Annotated in this window: 15 protein-coding genes; 2 read left to right on the top strand and 13 right to left on the bottom strand. The window is 63.7% G+C overall.

The features are described 5' to 3' along the window. Positions 1-5: 5 nt before the first annotated feature. The 4 genes from J3361_RS24155 to J3361_RS24140 form a co-directional block, all read right to left on the bottom strand. Complete coding sequence (locus tag J3361_RS24155; protein ID WP_207966644.1) at positions 6-3,068, bottom strand: amino acid adenylation domain-containing protein; 3,063 nt, start codon at positions 3,066-3,068, stop codon at positions 6-8. 111 nt (positions 3,069-3,179) lie between these two features. Beyond that, positions 3,180-4,226, bottom strand: coding sequence for a TauD/TfdA family dioxygenase (locus J3361_RS24150; RefSeq protein WP_207966643.1), 1,047 nt, complete (start codon positions 4,224-4,226; stop codon positions 3,180-3,182). A gap of 17 nt (positions 4,227-4,243) precedes the next feature. Continuing rightward, the gene (locus J3361_RS24145) at positions 4,244-7,672 is read right to left on the bottom strand and encodes a condensation domain-containing protein (RefSeq protein WP_207966642.1); all 3,429 of its coding nucleotides are present in this window, start codon (positions 7,670-7,672) and stop codon (positions 4,244-4,246) included. Positions 7,673-7,679: 7 nt separating this feature from the next. After that, positions 7,680-8,657 (bottom strand): TauD/TfdA family dioxygenase, encoded by a 978-nt coding sequence (locus tag J3361_RS24140; RefSeq protein WP_207966641.1) that lies wholly within the window; start codon positions 8,655-8,657, stop codon positions 7,680-7,682. A 248-nt stretch (positions 8,658-8,905) separates the two neighbouring features. On the opposite strand from J3361_RS24140, the gene J3361_RS24135 reads away from it, so the two are divergent. Together J3361_RS24135 and J3361_RS24130 are read left to right on the top strand one after the other, a co-directional pair. Then, positions 8,906-10,969 carry a TonB-dependent receptor gene (locus J3361_RS24135; protein ID WP_207966640.1) on the top strand — a complete coding sequence of 688 codons (2,064 nt, stop codon included), beginning with the start codon at positions 8,906-8,908 and terminating at the stop codon, positions 10,967-10,969. Between the two features lie 120 nt (positions 10,970-11,089). Next, a complete protein-coding gene (locus J3361_RS24130; RefSeq protein ID WP_207966639.1) occupies positions 11,090-12,511 on the top strand; it encodes a diaminobutyrate--2-oxoglutarate transaminase in 1,422 nt (473 codons plus the stop codon). Positions 12,512-12,565: 54 nt separating this feature from the next. Here J3361_RS24130 and J3361_RS24125 read toward each other — a convergent pair whose 3' ends face one another. From J3361_RS24125 to J3361_RS24085, 9 genes are all read right to left on the bottom strand, one after another. Beyond that, positions 12,566-13,462, bottom strand: a complete 897-nt coding sequence (locus tag J3361_RS24125) for an MBL fold metallo-hydrolase (protein ID WP_243459004.1) — start codon at positions 13,460-13,462, stop codon at positions 12,566-12,568. A gap of 587 nt (positions 13,463-14,049) precedes the next feature. Beyond that, complete coding sequence (locus J3361_RS24120; RefSeq protein ID WP_207966637.1) at positions 14,050-14,586, bottom strand: toxin-antitoxin system YwqK family antitoxin; 537 nt, start codon at positions 14,584-14,586, stop codon at positions 14,050-14,052. A gap of 13 nt (positions 14,587-14,599) precedes the next feature. Beyond that, a complete protein-coding gene (gene tssI / locus J3361_RS24115) occupies positions 14,600-16,609 on the bottom strand; it encodes a type VI secretion system tip protein TssI/VgrG (RefSeq protein WP_207966636.1) in 2,010 nt (669 codons plus the stop codon). 43 nt (positions 16,610-16,652) lie between these two features. Beyond that, positions 16,653-17,321: an endonuclease/exonuclease/phosphatase family protein gene (locus J3361_RS24110; RefSeq protein WP_186704834.1), complete on the bottom strand. Its 669-nt coding sequence runs from the start codon at positions 17,319-17,321 to the stop codon at positions 16,653-16,655. An 11-nt stretch (positions 17,322-17,332) separates the two neighbouring features. Further along, entirely contained in the window at positions 17,333-19,876 is a 2,544-nt protein-coding gene (gene tssH, locus J3361_RS24105; RefSeq protein ID WP_207966635.1) for a type VI secretion system ATPase TssH, read from the bottom strand. A 1-nt stretch (position 19,877) separates the two neighbouring features. Then, positions 19,878-20,903, bottom strand: a complete 1,026-nt coding sequence (gene tssG / locus J3361_RS24100; RefSeq protein WP_207966634.1) for a type VI secretion system baseplate subunit TssG — start codon at positions 20,901-20,903, stop codon at positions 19,878-19,880. After that, a complete protein-coding gene (gene tssF, locus J3361_RS24095) occupies positions 20,867-22,657 on the bottom strand; it encodes a type VI secretion system baseplate subunit TssF (protein WP_207966633.1) in 1,791 nt (596 codons plus the stop codon). Before tssF ends, tssG begins: the two co-directional genes overlap by 37 nt. Then, complete coding sequence (gene tssE / locus J3361_RS24090; RefSeq protein ID WP_207966632.1) at positions 22,641-23,084, bottom strand: type VI secretion system baseplate subunit TssE; 444 nt, start codon at positions 23,082-23,084, stop codon at positions 22,641-22,643. The genes tssF and tssE overlap by 17 nt, the downstream gene beginning before the upstream one ends. A 13-nt stretch (positions 23,085-23,097) precedes the next feature. Further along, positions 23,098-23,595: an Hcp family type VI secretion system effector gene (locus J3361_RS24085; RefSeq protein WP_046063980.1), complete on the bottom strand. Its 498-nt coding sequence runs from the start codon at positions 23,593-23,595 to the stop codon at positions 23,098-23,100. Positions 23,596-23,933: the final 338 nt, after the last annotated feature.

Genomic DNA, 23,933 nt, shown 5'->3' with positions numbered 1-23,933 from the left:
ACCGTTCACAGGTCGGCCTCGTCCAGTTCGGCCATCAACGCTTGCATTTCGTCATCGGACAGGCCCGAGGCGCTGAATTCGGTGCTGTCGGCGTCCGGCTCGGCGGCGCTCGGGTCCAGTGCTTGCGCGACCTCGGCCATGGCGGCGATGGTCTGGCGTTCGAAGACTTGCTTGGCCGAGAGCGCGATGCCTTGCTCGTGAGCTTGGGCCACCACTTGCAGGCTCAGGATCGAGTCGCCGCCGATGGCGAAGAAGTTGTCGGTGACGCTCACCGTCGAGAGCTTCAAGACCTTGGCGACGATGGCTTGCAAAGTGCTTTCCATGGCGTTGCGCGGCGCCACGTGGGCGCTTTCGTCGAACTGCTCCGGGTCGGGCAACTGGCGTGTGTCGAGCTTGCCGTTGGGCGTGCGCGGAAAGCTCGGCAGGGTCAGCACCAGGGCCGGCACCATGTACGACGGCAGGCGTTCGCCGAGGAAGCGCTTGATCGCTTCCGAATCCGGCGCGTAGCCGTGGGCGGCGAGGATGTAGGCGAGCAGGCGCTTGCCGGCGGGCTGTTCCTGGACGATCACCGCGGCTTCGCGCACGTCGCTGTGGCTGCACAACTGGCGTTCGATTTCCCCCAGCTCGATGCGGTAGCCGCGCACCTTGACCTGATGGTCCTTGCGCCCGAGGAAGGCCAGGCGCCCGTCGGCCAACCAGCACGCCAAGTCACCCGTGCGATAGGCTCGGGTGCCGTCGGCCAGGGTGACGAAGGCCTTGGCGGTTTCTTCGGGCTTGTTGCGATAGCCGCGGGCCAGGGTTGGGCCGGCGAGGACAATTTCACCCGGCTCGCCAATGCCGCAGGCACTGTCGAATTCGTTCAGCAGGCGCAGATCCATGCCGGCGATGGGGCGGCCGATGCTGACGTTCCGGCCTGGCTCCAATACCTCGTAGGTGGCCCAGACGGTGGCTTCGGTGGGGCCGTATTCGTTCACCAGCCGTGCATGGGGCAGGGTCTTGCTGTGTTGCGCGATCAGCGACGGCGGGCAGGCCTCACCGGCGACGATCCAGCAGGCGAGACTGTCGGTTGCGCCGCTGCGTTGCAATTGATCGAGCAGGGCTTGATACAGCGACGGCAACGACAGGCCGTGGCTGACCTGATGCTGGGCAATCAATTGCGCCAGGCGGGCCATCTCCAGCTCTTCACCCGGGGCGGGCAATACCAGGCGCCCGCCTTGGGCCAGGGTCCAGAAAATCCCGGCGACCGAACTGTCGAAGGCAAACGACGACAGCAGCAGGTAGGCGCGTACCGGCGTCTCATAGGCCGCCATGCGCACCTGGGTCGAAAAGCTCAGTGCGCCGTGACTGATTTCCACGGCTTTCGGCGCACCGGTGGAGCCGGAGGTGTAGATCAAGTAGGCGAGGTCGTTCGCGTCCGGCAACGGCAGCGCCGGCAAATCGACGAGGTCGGGTGTTGCCAGGTCATCCAGCACGAAGCGTTGCAGGTCGGTCGGCACGCTGTCGGCCAGTTCGGCGCTGACCACGATGTGGGCGATGGCGCTGTCGGCGAGCATGTAGGCGCGGCGGTCGGCCGGGTAGGTCGGGTCGACGGGGACGTAGGCGCCACCGGCTTTCAGGACGGCGAGCATGGCGACAATGGCGGGGTTGCCGCGGGCGAAAAGGATGCCGACCGGCACCCCAGGGCCGATGCCGGCGGCGACCAGTCGATGGGCCAATTGCGTGGCGCAGGCGTCGAGGCGGCTGTAGCTGAGGTCACCGTGCTGGTCGCTCAGGGCGATAGCGTTCGGTTGCTGGCGCACCTGGCGGGCAATCAACTCCACCAGCGTCACCGGTTCGATGGACGGCACCTCCGCGCCGGTGCCGATCAACCGCGATTGCAGCGCACCACCGAGGGGCAACTGCGCCCAGGCCCGTTGCGGTTCGGCCAGTGCGCCTTGCAACAGTTGCAGCCATTGTTCGGCGAGGCAGCCGGCGGCTTCGGCGCTGAGGGCATGGCGGTCGTAGACCAGTTGCGCGTGCAGGCTATCGGGCAATTGGCGCACGTTCAGGCACGCTTTCAGCGGGTTCATCACCGCGCTGGCATGACGCTCCTGGGCATCGCCCGAGCGCCAGGCAAAGGCGTATCCGCCGTTGAGGGTGCCGGTGTAGTAGTCCTGCCAGCCAACCGCCCGTTCCAGGGTGACAGCCACTTGCGTGCTTTGCTCCAGCAGGGTCGCCTGGGCGTCCAGTTCGATGCGCACGGGCAGGCACTGCTCGAACAGGCCCAGGGTGTTTTCCAGTTCCGCGCCGCGACTTTCATGGATCAGGGTGAGCGGCACCTGTTGCTGGCCGGCCAAGCGTCCCAGTACCGCGGCCCATGCCGCCAGCAGCAAATCCGGGGTCAGGGCTGGGTGGCGGGCGAGGTCGGTCGCCAGTGTCAGGTCCAATCGGGTCGGCGCGAACCCGCCTTCGAGGGTCGTTTCGAGGGGCAGTTGCAAGGTGGCCTGTTCGGTTTCGCCCGAGGGTTGCCAGAAGCTCACGCCCGGATGGTCCGGCGCGTCTTCAACCAGGCTCCAGCGCCACTCGGCGTAGTCGGCGTACTGCAAGGTCTCGGACAGGTCGGTGGCGGTGTCTTGCAACAGTGCGCCGGCCAGCCATTTCAGGCTGGCAAGGTCGAAATGGCTGCTGGCCGCGGCCAGGTCCAGGACCGATTGTTCATCGTCCAGACGCACCAAGGTCACGCACAAAGGGCTTGTCCAGTCGCGAGGCTGGCTGGCGAATTGAGCCAGGGCGGCGTCCTGGTCGGCGCGGCTGTGTTGACGCAGGTCCTGGAGGCTCACCGCCAGCGCAGCGGTTTCGTCGATCACCTGCACCGGATGGCGCAGGCCAGGCACGGGCATCAGGCGCGTGCGCAGGATTTCGCTGCCGTCCACCAGCGCCTGTAGGCGATTGTTCAGCGTATCGACGTCCAGCGCTTGCGACAGCGACCATTGCAAATGGCAACTGAACGGGTGCTGCGTCGCGCCGTTGATGTGAGGGTAGACCGAAGCCTGTTGCGGGGAAATACGAAAACCTTGAAGTCCGCTCATGTTCATCTCGACTGGAAAAGGGCTTGAGCCTGGATCACCGCACAGACGCCGGGGCTTGCTGGACATAGGTCGGGCAAGCCTCCTGCGAACGGCGGGTGGACCCGTTGAATGTCAGACGGCAACGTCGCTCGACAGCAAGGCTTCAGCCATGCCGGTCATGATGGCGCGCTTGCCAGTGAAGGGTTCGCGACCGTGCACGGCGAGCATGTTGTCGATGAACAACACGTCCCCCTGTTGCCAACTGAACCGCACCAGCGAGTCGAGGTAGGCCGCGCGTAGCGACTCCAGGACCTGTGGCTCGATCGGTTCTCCATCGCCATAAAAAGTGTTGGTGGGCAGGTCGAGGTCGTTGAAGTTGCTTTGCAGCGAATCGCGGATCCGCCCGGGCAAGGTGCTGATGTGGAAGAACGTGGCGTGGTTGAACCAGACTTCTTCGCCGGTGCGCGGATGGCGCACCACGGCCGGTCCGCGTTGGCGGGTGCGCAGGCGATTGTTGTCTTTCCATTCCACGTCGATGCCGACGCTGGCGCAGTAGGCTTCCACTTCGCCGCGGTCTTCAGACTGGAACACGGTCTGCCATGGCAGGCCGAAACCGTCGCCGTAGTTGCGCACGTACAGCACGCCTTTTTCCCGGAACCGCGCTTCGATCTGCGGGCTGATCCTGGCCTTCACGGCACGGGTCGAACCAATGGGGGTTTCGCCACCGGTCTCGGACGGCACTTGGCAGTAGAAGAACAGCCGCAACGGGAAGCGTGGTGAGTAGGAGTGCTCGTTGTGGGGGAAAATCATCTGGTCGGCCGGGTAGTCGGTCGAGGTGTAGATGTTGCCGCCGACCCGTGTCCGGGGCGAGGCGCGGAACATGTATTCCAGCGCGCCGGGGGAGAGCGCGGCGATCACCTGGTCGAACTGCTCGACGGACGCGACGTTGAAACCACGGAACAGCAGGGCGCCGTACTGCAGCAGCTTCTTTTCCAGCGACTCGCGTTCCCGGGCGGCCCAGGCCACCAGGTCGACGCCACTGACCGCCGGCTCGATCACCAGGGGCAGGGCGTGATCCGGGCTGAGCAGGCGCTCGGTGACCAGTTGTTGTTCCGAGACGTTCATGGCTTTGCGACGCACGGCGCCAAGGGCGCGGGGCGATGGGGGCACGATAGACATAACAGCATCCGACTCGGTTAAAGGGACAAGGAGCGACGTTTGGCTTGCATCATCTGGCTGCGACCGGCCAGCGCCTGGGACTGTTGCCGCTCACGGGCAAAGGCCTGGTCCCAGCTGTCGATGCGCTCGGCCAGCGCCGGCAACGGCTCGTCCAGCAGGCTGGGGAGTTGCTCCAGCAGGCACGTCCACAGGTGTTGCAGGCGCAGGGCACGGCCTTGGTCGAAGTATTCGCCGCGATACTTGAGCGTCGCGGCGAGACCTTCGTGGCCGTGCACCAGGTCGAGCACCAGGTGGAAATCCCCCGGTGCCTGGGCCACGTCCAGTGCGGACAACTGCGCGCCGGCGATGGCGGTCGGGGTCACCCGTGACGGTTGATAGTTGAGCTTGACCTGGAACAGCGGCGAGTGACCGGGCCGGCGTTGCGGCGCGAGGGCCGAGACCACCAGGTCGAACGGCAGGCCTTGATGGGCATAGGCCAGGCGCGCTTCATCGCGAACCTGCCCGAGGAAACTGCCCAGGGTCGCTTCGCCACGCACGTCACAACGCAGGGTCAACTGGTTGACGAAGAAACCGATGACGTCGTTGTGTTCGGCCAGTGGCCGGCCGCTGACGTCGGTGCCCAGCAAAAATTGCGCTTGGCCACCCAGTTGCTTGAGCACCAGTTGGTAACTGGCGAGCAACAGCATGAACAGGGTCATGCCTTGTTCCCGGGCCAGCGTTGCCAAATGCTCGCAGCGGGCCTGGGGCACGTTGAAGTCCAGGCTGTGTTCGCCCGGGGCCTGGCCGTTGCCGCCCAGTTCCAAGGTCTGGGGCATGCCGGCCAGGTGTTCGCGCCAGAAGTCCTGCTCGCTGGCGATCCGCTGTTCACTCCAGTGCCGGGCTTCCCACTGAGCGAAATCGAGGTATTGCCCCGGGAGCGCGGCGTCTGTCGAGCCTGCCAGTTCCGCCAGCAGCACTTGCGCCGAACGTCCGTCGAAGGCGATGTGGTGCAGGGTCAGCAGCAGGTCATGCTGTTGCTCATGTCGGCTGAGCAACTGTGCCCGCAGCAGCGGGCCGGCTTGCAGATCGACAGGGGTGACGTGTTCGTGGGCCAGGCGCTCGCTCAGCGTCTGTTGTTGCTGCGCTTCGCTCTGTTCACGCAGATCATGATGGACCAACGCGACCGCCGTGGCTGGCAACACCTGTTGTTGTGGGCCCTCGACACCGTCGCGGTACACCGTGCGCAACACGCCATGCCGCTGCACCAGCGTGTTCAGGCGCAGGGCCAGCGCCTCGATGTCCAGCGGACCTTGCAGGCGCAGATGCAGTACCAGGTTGTGGCGGGTGTCGTCCGGGTTCAGTTGGCGCAGGAACCACAGCCGGCGCTGGGCGAACGATTGATGCCCCTGGCTGAGGTTGGCCTGCTGGATCGAAGTCTCAGCCGTCGGCGCCGGTTCATTCAGGAACGCTTGCAGGGCCAGCGCCCATTGCCCCAGGGTGGTTTCCCCAAACAAATTCTGGGTATCGAGGTTCCAGCCCAGGTCCTTGTGCAGGCGCGCGGCGAAGTCGGCCACGCCGATGGAGTCCAGGCCTTGGCCGATCAGGCTGAGGTCGAAGTCGGCGCAGAAATATGGATTGACCGCGTGCAGCGTCTGTTCCAGCCATCGGCGGCAGGCGGCCTGGGCCTGTTGCGGTGTTTCGCTCGCCAGGTGCTTGAGCTGGACAAGGTCCAGGACCTCGCCGTTCGAAGCCAGCGTTGCACCGCTCTGGGCGATGATGCTCAACGTGCCCGCGGCCAGTTGCTTGCGCGCGCCTTGACGGGCGATCTTGCCGCTGGTGGTCATCGGGATGGTGCCGGCTTGCACCAGCACAATCTGGTCGATGCCACAGTCGGCGGCTTCACGCACGGCGTTTTGCATCGACGCGAACAGCGCCGGGTGATGCGCCGGGTCGACGAACTTGCGTTGCGGCTCGGCGACGATCACCAACTTCTCGCGGCCCAACGCCGGGTCCATTTCCGAGAAGGCGGCAATGCGTCCGGTGCGGATGCCCGGCTCGGCATCGGTAATGGCGAATTCGATGTCGTGGGGGTAGAGGTTGCGCCCATTGAGAATCAGCAGGTCCTTGAGCCGTCCGCAGATTACGACTTGGCCTTCGTGCATGAAACCCAGGTCGCCGGAGCGCAGGTAATGCTCCGACGAACCGACGATCCGGGCTTCGAAGGCTTCGCGAGTGGCTTCGGGATTCTTCCAGTAGGATTCGGCGTTGCTCGGGCCCTTGAGCCAGACTTCGCCGATGCGATCGGCGGCGCATTGCTCGAAGCTGTGCGGGTCGACGATGGCGATGCTGTGCAAGGCTTGCGGGTAACCACAGGCGACGAACTCCACGGCGGCGGCATCGTCAGCCGCCAGCGCTACGCGGCCGGCTTCCAGCACGCCCTTGTCCAGGCGCAGCACCACCGGCAGCGCGTCGGCCGGCGTGGCGCTGACGCACAGGGTCGCTTCGGCCTGGCCATAACCGGGGCTGATGGCCAACGGGTTGAGACCACAGGCGGCAAAGCGTTGGGCGAAGGCTTCGAGGGTGCCGGGGTGGATCGGTTCGGCGCCGTTGATCGCGTGTTTCCAGGCGCTCAGGTCGAGCTGCGCGATCAGGTTGTCGCTGACCACGCGGTTGCACAGGGCATAGGCGAAGTTAGGGGCAAAACTGGCGGTGGCGCGGTAGCGACTCAACGCCTGCAGCCAGGTCGACGGTGCATTGACGAAGGTCTGGGACGCCATCAGGTAGCAGGGCATGCCGCTGTAGAGCGGGGCCAGCATGCCGCCGATCAGGCCCATGTCGTGGTACAGCGGCAGCCAGTTGACCATGGCGCCGTGTTCGTCGAAATCGTAGGCCTGGCGCATCAGTTCGACGTTGGCGATCAGGTTGCGCTGACGCACCTCGACGCCTTTCGGCGAGCCGGTGGAACCCGAGGTGTATTGCAGGAAGGCCACGGTCGAACCGTCGATGGTCGGGCGTTGCCATTGGCTGGCCGGTGGCGTGTCCAGGTTTTGGACGGTCAGGACATCGACGCGGCCCTCCACCAGTTCCAGCAAGCCTTCGCAATACTCCGCCGGGGCGAGAATCAGCGCCGGCTCGGCATCCACCACCACGTTACGGACGCGGTCGAGGTGACGCGGTTTGCGCGACGGCGGTGGAAACAACGGCACGGCAATCAGCCCCGCAAAGAGGCAGGCACAGAAGACGCGGGCGTAGTCGAGGCTGCTGGGCAGCATCAACAGCACGCGATCACCCGGGGCATAACGCGCTTGCAGCGCGGCCGCCAGGGATCGGGATTGTTCGTGCAGTTGGGCAAAGGTCAGGGTTTCGCCGATCGCTACGCCGTCCGGCAGAAAATGCAGGGCGGCACGCTGAGGGAAGTGCTGGGCGTTGGTTTCCAGCACGTCGATCCAGTGTTCGAAAGAAAACATGTGCAATTCACGCCATGGCCACGATGACTTTGCGGTCACCGGTGAAAGGATTGCGACCGTGTGCCACCAGTCGGTTGTCGAGCATCAGGATATCGCCGGGCTGCCAGGGAAAACTGACGGCAGTCTCGCGGTAGACCTCGCGCACGGTGTCGAGCAGGTCGTCGGCAATCGGCGAGCCGTCGCCGAAATAGACATGGCGCGGCAGGTTCTCTTCACCCACCGCCGCCAGCAGGCTGGCGCGTACGCTCGGTTCGATCGCCGAGACATGGAACAGGTGCGCCTGGTTGAACCAGACCCATTCGCCGGTCTCGGGATGCTGCTGTACGGCGGCGCAACGTTGGCGAGTGCGCAGGTCGCCATCGGCTTTCCATTCCCACTCGATGTCGTTGTCCTGGCAGTAGCGTTCGACCTGGGCGCGGTCCTGGGTGTTGAAGACTTTTTCCCAGGGCAGGTCGAGGGCGCCGCTGTAGTTGCGTACATAAAGCAGCTCGCGGCTGGCGAACAGCTCGCGGATCTCGGCAGGCATGCGCTGGTAGATCAGGCGGCTGTCGGCGATCGGGGTCTCGCCACCGGTTTCACTGGCCTTGATGCAGTGGAACCAGATGCGTGAAGGCCAGGGGCGGGTGTAGGCCTGCTCGTTGTGCAAGGGAATGAATTGATGGGCCGGATACTCGGTGGAGCTGTAGATCCCGGCGAAGACTTTGCTACGCGGCGTGGAACCGAACTCGTAACTGGCCAGCGGCGCGCCGAAGCTGGCGGCGAAGCGCTTGAAGTCGATGGGGGTGGCGACGGTGAAACCGCGAAACAACACGCCGCCAACGGTGGTCAGGGCATGGGCCACGCTGTCGCGGATAGAGGCGTCCAGATCGTGGATCGACTGTCCCGATGTCCCCTGCACCAGCACGGGTAGCGATTGGGCGCTTGCATCCGTGGGCGCCATTGAAAAAAGCTCGGAACGCCCGTTCAGGTGTTCGATTGAGGTCATCCTTGTGCATCCTCTTATAGCGTCTTCGACCAGTCACAAGACCTTGAAAGCAGGGCAGCGGTCAGTGTTGTAGGACTCGTCTGTAATGTATGTAAGGCGATACAAGACGACATACTAGGTACAAATGAGAGGGATTATCAATACTATTTATTTAATTTTTTTTTTGGATTAGACTCCGCTCCGCTGGCGCCATACAGCCTTCGGCCAGCTCAAGAAAACCAAAAATATCTGTCGCAGGGGAGTGGGGCGTGAATTTCAAAAAGAACACAATTGCGTTGGCTGTGGGGTCGGCCATCGGCCTGAGCAACGTCGCTTGGGCCGCTGAAGAAGCCGCCAAGATGGAGATCGCTCCTATCACCGTAACCGGTGAAAAGATCGACCGTACCCTCGAGAAAACCCAGTCCAGCGTCGTGGTCGTCACCGACAAGAACCTGCGTGAGCACGGCGACAAGGACCTGGTGGATGTGTTTGCCCGTACGCCCGGCGTCTATAGCCAGGCCGGCAACGAGAACTGGGGTATCCGTGGCGTGCCCGTGTCCGGTTTTGACGACCAGGGCCCGGCGGCCCTCAACGGCGCGGTGTCGGTGTATGTCGACGGCGCCGTGCAGCCGAACCGCGCGCTGACCCTCAGCCCGGTCCCGCTCTGGGATGCCGAGCAGGTCGAGGTTTTCCTTGGCCCGCAATCCACCACCCAAGGCCGTAACTCCCTGGCCGGCGCGGTGGTGATCCGCACCAAGAACCCAACCTTCGAACCGAGCTTCTCGGCCCAGACCAACGTGGGCAACTACGGTGAGCACGGCGCGGCCGTGGCCGGTGGCGGAGCCATCGTCGATGAAAAGATCGCCGGCCGTATCGCCGTGGATTATTCCGACGGTGACGGCTACATCGACAACACCACGCTCGATAAAGACGCCAACCCGCGTCGCACCAGCAACGCCCGCGGCAAATTGCTGATCCTGCCCAATGACGACACCGATGTCCTGTTGACCTACGCCCACAGCGAACATCGCCAGGGTGACCGCTCGACGATGCGCGGCGCCGATGGCAAGCCGAGCTATTACGACATCGCGTCCAATACCGAGGCCTACGACAACCTCAAGCAGGACACTCTCAGCGCCAAGGTGGACTACCGCCTGAACGATACCTGGTCGTTGACGAGCATGACCGCCAATACCAGTACGGACTACAGCAACCGTCTGGACTTTGACCAGAATGCGGTGGACAACGAGGTCGTTCTGCGTAAGCAAGACGGCAACCTGTTCAGTCAGGAGCTGCGTCTGAATTACGACTCGGATACGGTGAAGAGTTTCGTCGGTGCCTACTATGGCCACAACACCAACAACTTCCACGACCGGTTGTTGTTCGATGACGTTTTGGTTCGTACCGTCAAGGGTGACACCAAGATTGAAAACAAGGCAGTGTTCGGTGAAGTCAACTGGACGTTCGCCCCGCGCTGGACGTTGATCACCGGCCTGCGTTACGACCATGAGACGAACGATACCGACATCGAGGAAGACGGCCGCTTCGTTCCCGAGAAAATCAAGAAATCGTTTGATGCGGTGCTGCCGAAACTCGGCATCGACTACGAATTGGCAACCGACCAGTACCTCGGTTTCATGGTGCAGAAAGGCTATCGCGGTGGCGGTGTCAACCTGCGCTCCGGTAGTGGTCACCAGGCCTACGATCCGGAATACACCACCAACTACGAGCTGTCCTATCGTGGTTCGTTCTTCGACAAGACCCTGCGTACCCGCGCCAACCTGTATTACACGGATTGGAAAGATCAGCAGGTCAGCGTGCGCCAAGCCGGTAGCAACGTTATTGATATTTATAACGCTGGTCGCAGTGACATCAAGGGCTTGGAAGTCTTCGTCGAAAAAGACATCACCGAACAGCTGACCCTGAATGTCGGTGGCGCTATTACCGATAGCAAATACAAGGATTTCGTTTCTGACAGTGGTCAGAACAGGAGTGGCGAGGCGTTCCTCTACGCGCCTAAATACAAGGCCTCGGTGGGTGGTGTCTATCGCTTCGACGATCGCCTGATCTTCGGCACGGACATTGTCTATCAGAGCACCGCGCCTTCGGAGTACGAGTTCGACGCAAACGGCAAAGTCACGGGTGAACGTAAGAGCGACGCCTATGTGCTGGTGAATTTCAACACCGAGTACAAAGTCACCAAGAACGTCGCGGTCTCCGCCTACGTGAAGAACGCGTTCGACAAGGAATACGTCACCAACAACCGCAACGACGACATCATCGACGTCGGCGCACCGCGCACGGTGGGGATGATCCTGCGCTACGACATGTAAGCTACAACATGTAACCCCAGGCGCGGGGAGGCAATCTCCCCGCGCCTGTCCTGCAACGTTTCGGATGTTTGTTTCCAGGCTGTTCGTTCCCTTCCAAACCCAGCCTCCATGGAGGAAATCATGAGTGCTTTTTCGAATGCCACAGCAGGTGGCGCGCTACAGCTACGCCTGTTGCACACCGGTCTGTCGAGCCCTTACTGCCTCGATTCGACGCCGCTGTTGGAGCGTCAACAACAGCAGGAGTCCAACGCCCGCAGTTACCCGCGACGCATTCCCCTGGTGCTTGAGAAAGCCCATGGCATTTATGTGCAGGACAGCCGGGGGCAAGTGTTCGTTGATTGCCTGGCTGGTGCCGGAACCCTGGCGCTTGGGCACAACCACCCGGTGATCGTCGAAGCCATCACCCAGGTCATGGCGGCCGGTGTGCCGATGCACACCCTCGACCTCATGACGCCTGTGAAGGACGCATTCGTCCAAGAAATTTTCGCTTGCCTGCCCAGCGAGTTCGCTCGCCACGCACGCATTCAGTTCTGCGGCCCGAGTGGTGCCGATGCGGTCGAGGCCGCGCTCAAGTTGACCCGTACCGCCACGGGGCGGCATTCCATCCTGGCGTTCGAAGGGGCTTATCACGGGATGACCCTGGGCACGCTGGCCATCAGCGGCAACCTGTCGCCCAAGAATGCCCTCGGTGCGTTGATGCCCGGGGTGCAGCGCCTGCCGTTCCCTCATGATTACCGTTGCCCGTTCGGAGTGGCCGGCGACCAAGCAGTCACGTTGAACGTTCGCTACCTCGAGCACTTGCTCAACGACCCGGAGAGTGGGGTGACCGCACCCGCGGCGATGATCCTGGAACCGATCCAGGGCGAGGGCGGGGTGATCGCCGCGCCGGACCGTTGGCTGCAGGAACTGCGCCGGTTGACCCAGGCCCACGGCATTCCGTTGATCGTCGACGAGATCCAGTGCGGCATTGCCCGCAGCGGGCGGATGTTCGGCTTCGAGCAATCGGGGATCACGCCGGACGTCATCACCTTGTCCAAAGCCATTGGCGGCGGGCTGCCGCTGTCGGTGATGGTTTACCACGAGTCGCTGGACGTCTGGCAGCCGGGTGCCCACGCGGGCACGTTCCGTGGCAATCAGTTGGCGATGGCGGCGGGTACCGCGACCTTGCGTTTCATCCGCGATCAAGGCTTGGTCCAGCACGCTGAAACGGTGGGCGCTCACCTGCAAAAGCAGTTGCAGGCACTGCAAAGCGAGTTCGCCTGGATCGGCGATGTGCGTGGGCGCGGCTTGATGCTCGGCATGGAAATCGTCGACCCGCAGGGTACTCCAGACGTACAGGGCCATCCGCCGGTGGACACGATTCGGGCCAAGGCTTTCCAACAGGCCTGCCTGAAGCACGGGTTGATCGTCGAGCTGGGCGGCCGCCACGGCGCGACCGTGCGCTTCCTGCCGCCGCTGATCATCACCGAGCAGGAAATCGATTTTGTGGCGCAAATCCTGTTCCAGGCTGCGAGCACGATCAACGAGCGTCCCGCCGGCTGATCCTCCGGTTCGGGCCAGCGTCCTGCTTGGGCGCCGGCCCGCCCCGACGTGTACTCAGTAGTCCCAGAAGGCCGCTATCCAGCGAAAGGCGTCACCGTTGACCGCCACCCGGCCAACGGAGGGGAACGGCAGGTGAGTAGCGACCAGCAGCTCGCCGGATGCCGCCGCTTCTTGCATGAGGCGGATCCGAACACGGACCGATTCTTCAGGGTCATGTTCAAAACCGTTCTGCCAATCGGGATGGTCGAAGGCGACCGGGAACAAGGCATCGCCGGCGAACGTCAAGCGCTCCTCGCCGGACGTTACGTGGACCACACTGTGCCCTGGGGTATGGCCGCCGGTGCGCTTGACCACCACGCCCGGGGCGACCTCATAGGTTTCCTCGAAGGTGCGCAGTTTGTCGTGGTAGTCGTTCATGAATTGCGTGGCGGTGGCACGCAGTACGTCCGGTACCGGCGAGGGCATGGAGGTGAGGGAGAAGTCCGGCGCGGCCCAGAACGCCACTTCGGTCGCAGCCACGTGGATCCGCAGGTCTGGACGCAGCCGGCTCTTCACGTCATCCACCAGCAGCCCGCCAATGTGGTCCATGTGCATGTGGGTAATCACCACGTCGGTCACTGAAGCCAGGTCGATGCCGGCGGCAGCCAGGCGCTTGGGGAACTGCCCGGCCCGCGGGAAGCCAGGGAACTGCCCGCCGAGCCCGGCATCGACCAGTATGGTTTGCGCGCCGCTGCGTACTACCAGCACGTTCAGTGCCCAATCGAAAGCGTCCGGGCCCAGGAACATTTCTTTGAACCAGGCCGCGCGGGCGGCTGGATCGACATTGGTGGACATCGTCGAGGTCGGCAGCGGCAGTACTCCATCGCTGACCACCAGCACGTCGATCTCGCCAATCTTCAGGGCGTAGCGCGAAGGGACCAACTCCTCGTATGAGGTCGCGCGCAAGCTCATGGTTGAATCTGGATGCATTCCATTCTTTGCAGCAGGGGCGTTCAATTGCGTGGTCATGGTCGTTCTCCGATGGCTTGGGTCGTGGCTTGTGCGAGCGCCGCCTCTCTCGGCATGAGAAAGGGCTGTCGCTGGAGAATGAGTCTGCATCCCGTTGGACCGCGCCCGATACCATACGTGGGTATGTTGCGCAGGCGCTTTAGCGTGATGGACCCCAGCAAAAGGTATGGGCATTCAGTGCGCCGGGTGAGGGCGGCACATGTGCTATGGATGCAAACCGACCCACCGCCATCGCGAGCAGGCTCGCTCCCACATTCATTCTCCAGTGGACACAAAGTTTATGTCCAACACAGATCCCCTGTGGGAGCGAGCCTGCTCGCGAAGACGGCGGTACAGTCAATATCGATGCAAGCTGACCCACCGCTTTCGCGAGCAGGCTCGCTCCCACATTCACTCTTCAGTGCATACAAATTTGATGTCCACCACAGATCCCCTGTGGGAGCGAGCTTGCTCGCGAAGACGGCGGTACAGTCAATATTGATGCAAGCTGACCCACCGCCATCGCGAGCAAGCTCGCTCCCACAGCAGGCTTATGCAGGGTCGTTCCAGCGCTTGAACCACCAGCGCAGCCGGGAGATGGGTTTGCCCTCGGCGTCCAATGGGCGGCCGTCGTCGGCGTAGGCCTGGGCCGGTTCCAGCAATTGGCCGTTGAGGTAGCGGGCTTCGACCGCCTGATTGCCGTTGGGGTGCAGGCGGCGATAGCGGCCGTCGCGCACGCCGTCGCGATAGACCTCCGCTTCAGCCAGTTGCCCGTCGGGGAAGTAGTTGTTCGCCTCACCGTGCAACAACCCACGGCGATACGTGGCCTGACGTTGCAAGCCGCCTTCGGCTGCGTAAAAGCTCGCCACGCCCTGCAACTTTCCCTTTACGAACGGCAAGACCGCCGAGACCTTGCCGTTAGGGTGATACAACGTGCTGGTGCCTTGCAGTTCACCTTGGCTGTAGTTGAGCTTCGCTTGCGGACGTTGGGCTTCTTCGATCTGCAGCGGGCCGTCGAGCCGGCCATCGACCAGATGCCCGTCCAGCCGGCTGTCGTCGCGTTCCAGGTCCAGTCTTTTTGTGGTCATCGTTGCGCTCCCATCAGTTGACCTTCACCAGGCCACCCTTGATGGTCAGCATGCCGCCGCCGTCCACGGTCTGTTCGGCGGCCGCCTTGTTCACCAGGCTGATGCCGGCGTCGTTGGTGAGGGTGGTGCCGGCCTTGTTTTCCAATGACGTCCCGGCCTGGTTGCTCAGGGCCGTGCCGGCTTTCTGGCTGATGGAGGTGCTGGCCTGGGTCGCCAGGTCCGCGCCACTCTTGATGGCGAAGCTGCCGCCGCTTTGCAAGGTCAGGGTGCCGCTGACCTTGATGGTCAGGTTGCCGTCCACGGTCAGGCTGTAGTTGCCGGTGACCTTGTGGTCGTAGTTGCCCCCGGTGCTGTGGGTCTGGTCCGAGCCCACGGTGACGGTGCGGGTGTCCTTCACGTCGAGGCTGTCGCTGCCGGTCTGGATGGTCACGCTGCGCTTGCCCTTCTCCAGGGTGACGGTTTCGTCGCCGTCCTTCACCGTGCGGGTGCGGGCGTTCTGCACCGTGAGGGTCTCGTCGTGGCCGACGGTGGCAGTGGTGTCGTTGAGCACGTTGATGTTGAAGTCTTTCTGAGCCTGGAGAAACACCTCCTCGGCGTCCTTCTTGTCTTCGAAGCGCAACTCGTTGAAACCGCCGCCGCCCTTGGACGAGTTGGTCTTGATCCCGGACTGGGTCTGGTTTGCCGGCAGCGCGTAGGGCAGGGCATTGTCGCCGTTGTAGACGCAGCCGGTGACCAGAGGGCGATCCGGGTCGCCGTCGATGAAGGTGACGATGACTTCCTGGCCGATGCGCGGCACGAACTGCATGCCGAAGCCCTTGCCGCTCCAGGGCAAGACCACACGCACCCAGCAGGAGGAGGTCTCGTCGTTCTTGCCGGTGCGGTCCCAGGGAAACTGCAACTTGATCCGGCCGTATTCATCGGTCCAGATTTCTTCGCCGGCCTTGCCCACCACCACGGCCGTCTGGGTGTGCATGCGCGGTTTTGGCGTGATGCGGGCCGGTCGATACGCCGTGGCCTTGGGGATAGCCTCGAAGCGATTGCGATAGCTGTCGTGGCTGGCTTCATGGCTGACCGACGTCACTACCCAATCGATATTCAACGTCGTGTCTTCATGGCCGGCGAGGGTGAACCAATACCCCGGCACCAGCCAGCGGCAATCGCTTTCGCCAACGAAACGTTTTTCCTGGCTGCGCAGGCCGTCCACCCGCTGTTTGGTCAGCGCATCGCCCTGGGCCTTGGCGGTATAGCTGCCCGGATGTTCATACATCGAACTCGGCCCGGCCACGGATTCGGCCTGACTGAAGAGCGAGGTGGTCGGCGTGGTGAACTCATAATCGGTGGCCTGGTAAATCCCGGCCACCGCTTGCAAGCACACTTGCCCTGCGCGGATGCCGTGCAGTTCCCGCTCGCCCAGTTTTTGCCCGAGATAATTCACCGTCGGCCCGTTGGGAATGGGCGTGAAGGCATCGTTGCTGTCGGCCAGCACCAGTGTGTGCTTGCCGTCTTCGTGGCTGAAGAACCAAAAGATCCCATCCTCTTCCAGCAGGCGCGAGACAAAGGCCAGGTCGGTTTCGCCGTACTGCACGCAGTACTCGCGGGGTGTGTAGCTACCGGTGAGCTTGAGTTGGAAATCGGTGAAGCCGTGGGCCTTGAAAATCGTCGTGACGATGCCCGACGTGGCGAGGTTCTGGAACACTCGGTTGTTGCTGGCCAGGCTCAGCCACCAAAGCCATGGCCGGAGCAAAAGTTGATAGCGCTCGGCGGTAGCATCGGCCGGAAGTTGGCGGATCTCGGCCACCAGCCAATCCAGCGGGCGTAGCAAGGCCTCCTTGTGCAGCGTCGTGGTCACGTGACTGGCGACGGCCGTGGTGAGGTCCAGCGAGGCGCCGTCATTGATGCCGTTGAGAACGTGCGAGCCCAAGGCATTGAGGCGTTCTTCGCCGGACAGCGATTCAGGGTACAGCGCCGACAGCGAGGTGGCGGTGAGGGAGAGGGTGGTGTTGCTGTCGGTGGCGCGGGGCATCAAGCGTCCTCGGCAGGGTGTGAAAAACGGCGAGCGTTGTCGTTCAACTCGTCACATCGAAAAGGATGGGGCGATGATCGGGGCCGGACATATCGAACACATGGGCAAGTCCGGAGATGTCGACCGGCACGACCTTCACGTCCACCGATGCCAGCACCCAGTCGAGAATGCCGCCCTTGCTCTGGGTCTGCTGGCCGTTCCAGCACTCATAGGCAAGCCCCGCCGTATCGAGCTGCCCTACGTTTTGATAATCCAGGTTCAGGTCACCTGTCGCGACCCATTTCCCGCCCAGGGCTGTGCAGGATTTCAGTTGGCTCTTGGTCACGCCGTTCTGGCCGGACTTGAAGTGCGCAAGGAACACGTAGCCGGTATAGCCCTTCACACCGTTGGCCTCTACCGCAATCAGGTCCCGGTTCAGGGTAAACAGACTGCCTTGGCTGATCACTTGCAGTTGCTCAAAGCTTTTGACCATGACGATGTAGGCGTTCGAGTAGCCGCCCGTAAACGCATAGACACTGTAATTCTTGTAGATGGCCGCCAGGTTCGAGCGGTAGTTGTCGATTTGTGCCGAATGTATTTCACACAAGAAAACGATGTCCGCATCCCAGTAATTACTGGAGCAGCAGTTGTAGAGAAAGATGTCCACTTGGGTTTGCTTTTCCAGGGTGGAAGACTTGCCGTTTTTTTCAACGTTGAAGCTACCGATTCGCATGAGCCTGCTCCTTACTCAAGTACCCACTCCGCCAACTTCCCCGTCACCTGTGTCATCAACACATTCTCGACATCCCGTGCCCCCGCCGCGCTGCACTTGGCCAACACAGCCTTGACGATTCCCGCATCGAATTCGAACTGCTTGCCCGTCGCCGCCTTATAGCGCCCGCGCAATTTCTCCAACTTCGCCAACACAATCCCTTCCAGCGTCGCTTCATCCAGCGGCCGGTACGCCACCACCGTCATCCGTGCCAGAAACGCCGGGCGAAACGCTTGCAGCAGCACCTTGTGCAAGGCTTCGTTGAAGGCGTCGCTGCCCAGTTGCGCCACTGGCGTGTCCAACAGCAGTTCGGCGCCGACGTTGCTGGTGGCGAGCATCACGGTGTTCTTGAAATCCACCACCAGGCCGGTGCCGTCTTCCATCACGCCTTTGTCGAAAACGTTGTAGAAAGCTTCGAGCACGTCCGGGTGGGCCTTCTCGATTTCATCCAGCAACACCACGGAATAGGGTTTGCGCCGCACCGCTTCGGTGAGCACGCCGCCGCTGCCGTAGCCGACGTAGCCGGGCGGGGCGCCTTTGAGTTGGCTGACGGTGTGGGCTTCCTGGTACTCCGAGAGGTTGATGCTGATCAGGTTGCGTTCACCGCCGTACAAGGCATCGGCCAGGGCATAGGCGGTTTCGGTCTTGCCCACGCCGGTGGGGCCTACCAGCAGGAACACACCGACCGGTTTCTGCGGGTCGGTGAGACCGGCGCGGTAGGCTTGCAGGCGTTGGGCGATGGTGTTCAGCGCGGTGCCTTGGCCCATGACTCGCTGGCCCATGCGCTGTCCGAGGGTGCGCACGGCATGGGCTTCATCGGCGAGCATCTTGCCCACCGGGATACCGGTCCATCCGGCGATCACGGCGGCGACGGTCTTGCTGTCCACCTGTTCGGGCACCAGCGGATCGTCCTGGCGAATGGCATCCAGGCCCGCCTCCAGGCGCAGCAGTTCGGCGGCCAGGTGGTCGATGCGGTTATCGATCTCGGTGTCGGCTTTTTCACTGTCGGCGCGTTCGCTCAGGGCGAGCAGTTCGCGCCGGGTGTCGAGCAGTTCGCGCACGGCTTCGCGCTCTTCGCCCCAGCGGGTTTCCAGCTCGCGGATGGCCTGCACGTTGCTGGTCGATTCGCTTTCCAACAAGGTGATGCGCTCGCGATGATCCAGACCGGTGGCCTGTTCCCGGCGCAGTCGTTCGACTTCATCCTTGAGGCTGTTCTGCCGGTGGCGCAGGCTTTCCAGCGGCGGTGGCACGTCGTGCTGGCCGAGGGCAACCCGGGCGCAGGCGGTGTCGAGCACGCTGATGGCCTTGTCCGGCAACTGGCGTCCGGAGATGTAGCGGTGGGACAGCTTCACCGCCTCGTGGATGGCCGCGTCGAGCACTTGCACGCCGTGGTGCTGTTCCAGTTTGCTCGCCACGCCCCGGAGCATTTCCACGGCAGTGAGTTCGTCCGGCTCCTCGACTTGAACCAGTTGGAAGCGGCGGGCCAGGGCCGGGTCTTTCTCGAAGTATTTCTTGTATTCCAGCCAGGTGGTGGCGGCCAGGGTGCGCAGTTCACCCCGGGCCAGCGCTGGCTTGAGCAGATTGGCCGCGTCGCTGCCGCCCTCCGCACCGCCGGCGCCGATCAGCGTGTGGGCCTCGTCGATGAACAGGATGATCGGCTTTTCGGCGCTGCGTACCGCGTCGATCACGCCCTTGAGGCGCTGCTCGAACTCGCCCTTGACCCCGGCACCGGCCTGCAACAGGCCCAGGTCGAGTACGCGCAGGGTGACTTCCTGCAACGACGGCGGCACATCCCCGGCAGCGATGCGCAGGGCCAGGCCTTCCACCACGGCGGTCTTGCCGACGCCCGGCGCGCCCACCAGGATCGGGTTGTTCTGCCGGCGCCTGAGGAGGATGTCGATGCACTGGCGGATCTCGCCGTCGCGCCCGACGATGGGGTCGATGCGGCCGTTGCGGGCGTCGGCGGTCAGGTCCTGGGTGTACTGGTCCAGCACCGGGTCCTGTTTCTGGGGGGCCTCGCCGGGTTTGGCCGGGCGCACGCCACCGACATGTTCACGAGAGCTTTCGGTCCATTCCAATAGATGGGCGCGCAGGGCATCGCGGGGAATGCGCAGCAACGACGAGGCGCTGTTGAGCAACAGGCTGCGGCGTTCGTCACGGTCCAGCAGGGCCAGCAGCAATAGCCCGGAGCGGATGTTGTCCAGGCCCAGCACACTGGCCTGGACCACGGCATCTTCCAACAGGCCGATGGTCTGCGCCGACAGAGCGGGCGTGCGGGTGCTGCCAGATTTGAACAGGTCCAGGGCCTTGTTGGTTTCCGCGGCCACCGCGTCACGTTCCAGGCCGAAGCGCGGTAGCAGGCAGGCGAAGTCACCGCCCTCGATGTCGAGCAGTTCCAACAGCAGGTGTTCGATTTCCACGTAATGGTGGCTGCGCTGCAGGCAGCGTTGTGCAGCCCGTTCCAGGGCCCGGCGGTTGTCGGGGTTGAGGCGTCCGATCAGGCTGGCCAGTTCCATTTCAGGCGATCTCCGGCTGACGAAGGCGGGTTTCGATCCGTTGCACGGCCAGGCTCGGCTGGCGTTGCAGGCCACCGTTCCAGTTCAGTCGTGGCGCGGCCTGACGGCTCAATTGCAGCGGGCCGGTGCCGCGGACCAGCAGCACCAGGGTGCAATCCAGGTCAGGGCCGAAATACAAGGCAAAAAGGCTGGCGAGCAACGGATGGGTTTCCCCGGTGGGCAGCAATCCACTGGCCTGGGCTGTGCTCAGCGGGCCGAGGGTCAGGCGCACGCCAGCGTGTTCGTCCCAGACCCGGGTGCCGGCCACGGCGTTGCGGCCCAGGCGCAGGTTGCGCCCACCCGGTTGCAAGCGGCTGCGGCTGGCCGGCGGGATTTCACGCCAGCCACCTGCGTAGGCACTCAGTTCCACGGGCAAGCCGAACTGTTCACGGACAATCGCCGCGAACCCCTCCAGGGAGCGCCGGCCATCGGCATACAGCGCGGTGCAGGCCAGGACCGCGGAGTCGGGTGCGGCCTGGCGTTCCTGCAAGGCCTTGGGCAGCAGGCCGGTCAACGCGCGCAGTTGTGCGTGTACGGCGGACGCACCTGGCGCCGTGAAACCGAGGGCGATGCGATGTTTGCGCATCACCTTGTACAGCAGGCTGAGCAGGCGATGCTGGAACAGGTCGAGGAATTCCGCCGGGGCATGGTCCTTCGCCCGCGCCCGTTGTTGCAGCCATTCCTGGTAGGCGTAGGGCAGCGGACCGTCCGGGCCACCGAGGCCGAAGATCGGTGTGGTCAACGTGGGCGGCAGGCCGGGTTCCTGGCCCAGGCTCTCCACTTCACTGGCGGCGAACAGCGGGGTCAACGGCCCGCGCAGACGCAAGGCTTCGGCGTGCGGCGCGGTGCCGCTGCCCAGGGGTTCGGCCTGGGGATGTTCGCGTTCGAGCAACAGCAAGGCCTGGAGCCATTCGAAGCGTTGCGGGTCGCGCCGCAACCGTTCGCTCAGGGTCAGAGCACCAGGGGTTTGCCGGCTTGGGGTTGCCATGTCTTCACCTCCTTGTCGGACTGGACCAGCACGGTGCGCACGAAGCGATTGGCGGTGGCGTAAAGGGAAAAGAACTGCGCCAGCACCCCGGAGAACAGCACCGCGCTGCTGCCGACGAAGTGTTGCGGATCCAGTTGCAGGCGCACCTCCAGGCCGTTTCGCCAACCGCGCCAGGCGTCTTCGCCAACATGGGCGATGACCCGATCGCAGCCCAGTCCCGCGACCCCTTCGATCTGGCGGTGAGCACTGGCCTCATCCCGCAGGTTGTGTAACTCGAGAATCTCGCGCAGCGCGTCCAGTGCCTGGGGGCCTTCGACCAGTGACAGATGGTTGAGGGTCAGTTGCGACACCAGTCGCCAGCGCGATTCACCGTCCAGGCGCGGCAGGCTTTGCGGGCTGGGTGGGTTGCGCAGGCGCGCCCAGGCCACCGGTCCCGGGCGCTCGAAACCCAGGGGCGTGCCGGCCGGCAGGCTTTGGGCCAAGTGGCGGTTGGTGCACAGCAGTTCGGCGGTGAGGCTGTAGTCGCGAGTGTCGGCCAACGGGTCGAACTGCGTGTCCACCAGGCTGATCATCAAGTCGGTGCCCAGGCGGTTCGGGCTCATGCCACTGACCCGGCGCGCATGCCAGTAGCAAGTTTGCTCGTTGCCATGCTGGCTGCCGTAATACGCCGGCACTTTGCGCACGCCCTGGCTGGAGATGGCGCGCATGCCCCGGATGCTGTGGATCTCGACGCTGTTTTCCCGATGACTGTCGGCCACCAGCCGGTACTCGCTACGGGTGCCGTCCGGGCGCAGCGGTTCGGACGTGCGGGGAAACAGGTTGATCACCGGCGTGCAGCCCAGGGCGATGTCGCTGGCCTGGAGCGGCAGGCGACTGCTGGGTGCGCGGTCGAACACGATGTACAGGTACAACGATTGGCTGTCGCTGGTGGCGCCGGCCAAGGGCAGGTCGAAGAAGCTGAATTTGTCCGGGAAGGCAAAGTATTCGGCCAGCAGGCGCATGCCAGGGTGCACGCCGTCTTCGTCTGGCAGCAAGACCTGGTCGCTGGCGAAGCCGACGATCTGCGGCAGGCCTGCCAACGGTTCCGGCACGCTTCCCGGCGCGCCGGCCAAGACCTTGATGGCGTGGGCGCCCAGCAGATCGTACAGCCCGGCGTTGATCATCGGTGACGCCGCCAGGTGCACCCGCAGCGAGTCGATCCCCAGCGTTGACCACTGGCTTTCCCCCAGGCAGCGCAATTCCAGGCGCAAGGCCGAGCGGGCCTGGACCACGCCGGTCAATGCCTGGGCTTCATCGCTGCCCAGCAGCAATGCTTCGCTGACCTGTAGCGGCCACAAATGCACAGCGGCGGTGGTGCGGAAATGAATGCTCTGGCCTTTGTCGGTGGTGACGAACAGCGGCGTGTCGCGGGGCAGTGGGTAACCCTCGTTCAAGTTGCCTTTGCTCGGGTCGGGTTCGAACTGCACGATGGCGCACGACGGCAAGGGCCGCATGGCCAACGGGTAAAGCTGCTCAAGCAGGGCATCGCTGAACTCGGCGTAGTCGTCGTCCAGCCGCCGTTGCAAGCGTGCGGCCAGCAGGGCGAACCCTTCCAGCAGGCGCTCGACGTGGGGGTCGGGGCACTCGCCGGGGGACAACTCCAGGCGTCGGGCGACCTTGGGATAACGCTCGGCGAACAGGCTTCCGGCATGCCGCAGCCAGGTCAGTTCACGTTGGTAATAATCCAAGAGTTGCGGATCAATCGAGTCGCTCATGGCGCACCTCAAGGCCGTCGCCGGCGTGCTCGATGACAAAGGCCACGGGCCAGGCATGCAGGTCGCCGCGCAACTCGCCCGACAACCGTATGCACAGTTGTTGTGGGTGACCCGGCACCGGGCAGACTTCGATCTCGCCCAGGCGCAGGCGCGGTTCGAAGTGGGTGATGGCCTGGCGAATTTCCCGGGTCAACTGGCGCCGGTCATCGCTGCGCTGCTGTTGCAGCGCGGTCCAGTCGGCGATGCCGTAGTCGAGGATGCTCGGTGGTTCGGTCAGCGCCCGTGGGCCGCGGCGGGTATTGAACAGGCGCGCCAGTTCGGCATGCACCGAGTCTTGCAGCGCCTGTCGGTTGAACGCCCGCCCGCTGTCGTCCGCCGGGCTGGCCAGGCGTTCGAACAGGGGCGGGCGCAGCCCGAAGCCAGCCATGGGCACGGCTTCCTTACTTGGTCATTTTGTTGGCGGCCAGGTCCCAGGTCGTGCCGGCCGTGCCTTCCTTGGTGCCGTCGTCTTTCTGCGCGGTGAGCTCCCATTTGATCTTGGTGAAGTTCAGCGACAGGGTTTCCACCGGTTTGCCGCCGGTGCCGCCGCTGACACTGACGTTGGACAGCACGACGTTGGTCAGGGTGTAGATGATGAAGGGCATGAGTTTGCCGCTGCCCTCGGCGGCGTTGCGGCCGATGGTGATGACGGCTTGCGGGATTGGCTTGCCGGCGCAGCAATACTCATTGAGGGTGGGGGTGGAGCTGTCGACGAATTTGGTCAGGGTGAATTCGCCGATGTGGGGCCGGCCGGAGGTGCGCTCCGAGTTGCTGACGTCGTTGGTGACTTGCATGGCCACGTTATGGCTGTAGGACATGACTTCGATCTTGTCCGTGAAACCCTCCAGCAGGCTGTCGCCCTTGATGTCGCCGCCGAGGTCGAGAATGATTGCATCCATTGTGTGGAACTCCTGAAGAAGACGAATGAGGCAGTGCCCGATGCCGATGAATCAAGCTGTGTGGCCAGGGAGCTTGTTGTGCCTAGAGAGCCTTTGTGGCAACGGAGCTTTTGTGGCGAGGGAGCTTGCTCCCGCTGGTCTGCGCAGCAGCCCCCAATAATCAGCCTGACACACCCCCCGGCCGGGTCAGTCCCCCCAGTGCTGCCTTGCTGCCCCCCCTGGGCCAACTCCCTCTCCACCGGGGGGGGGGGCGCACACCGGTGGTGGGGGGGTGCTCTTTCACCTCCCACCCCGTCGCCTCCCCGTCTATGCGTTGCCTGTTCGTGTGGCCACCCCCG

It is taken from the genome of Pseudomonas sp. OA65, from assembly GCF_017498305.1.
In the GTDB taxonomy this organism is placed as follows: Bacteria; Pseudomonadota; Gammaproteobacteria; order Pseudomonadales; family Pseudomonadaceae; genus Aquipseudomonas; species Aquipseudomonas zanjanensis.
The sequence above is the reverse complement of the archived record's forward strand: the minus strand, read 5'-3'. Positions and strand labels throughout refer to the sequence as shown.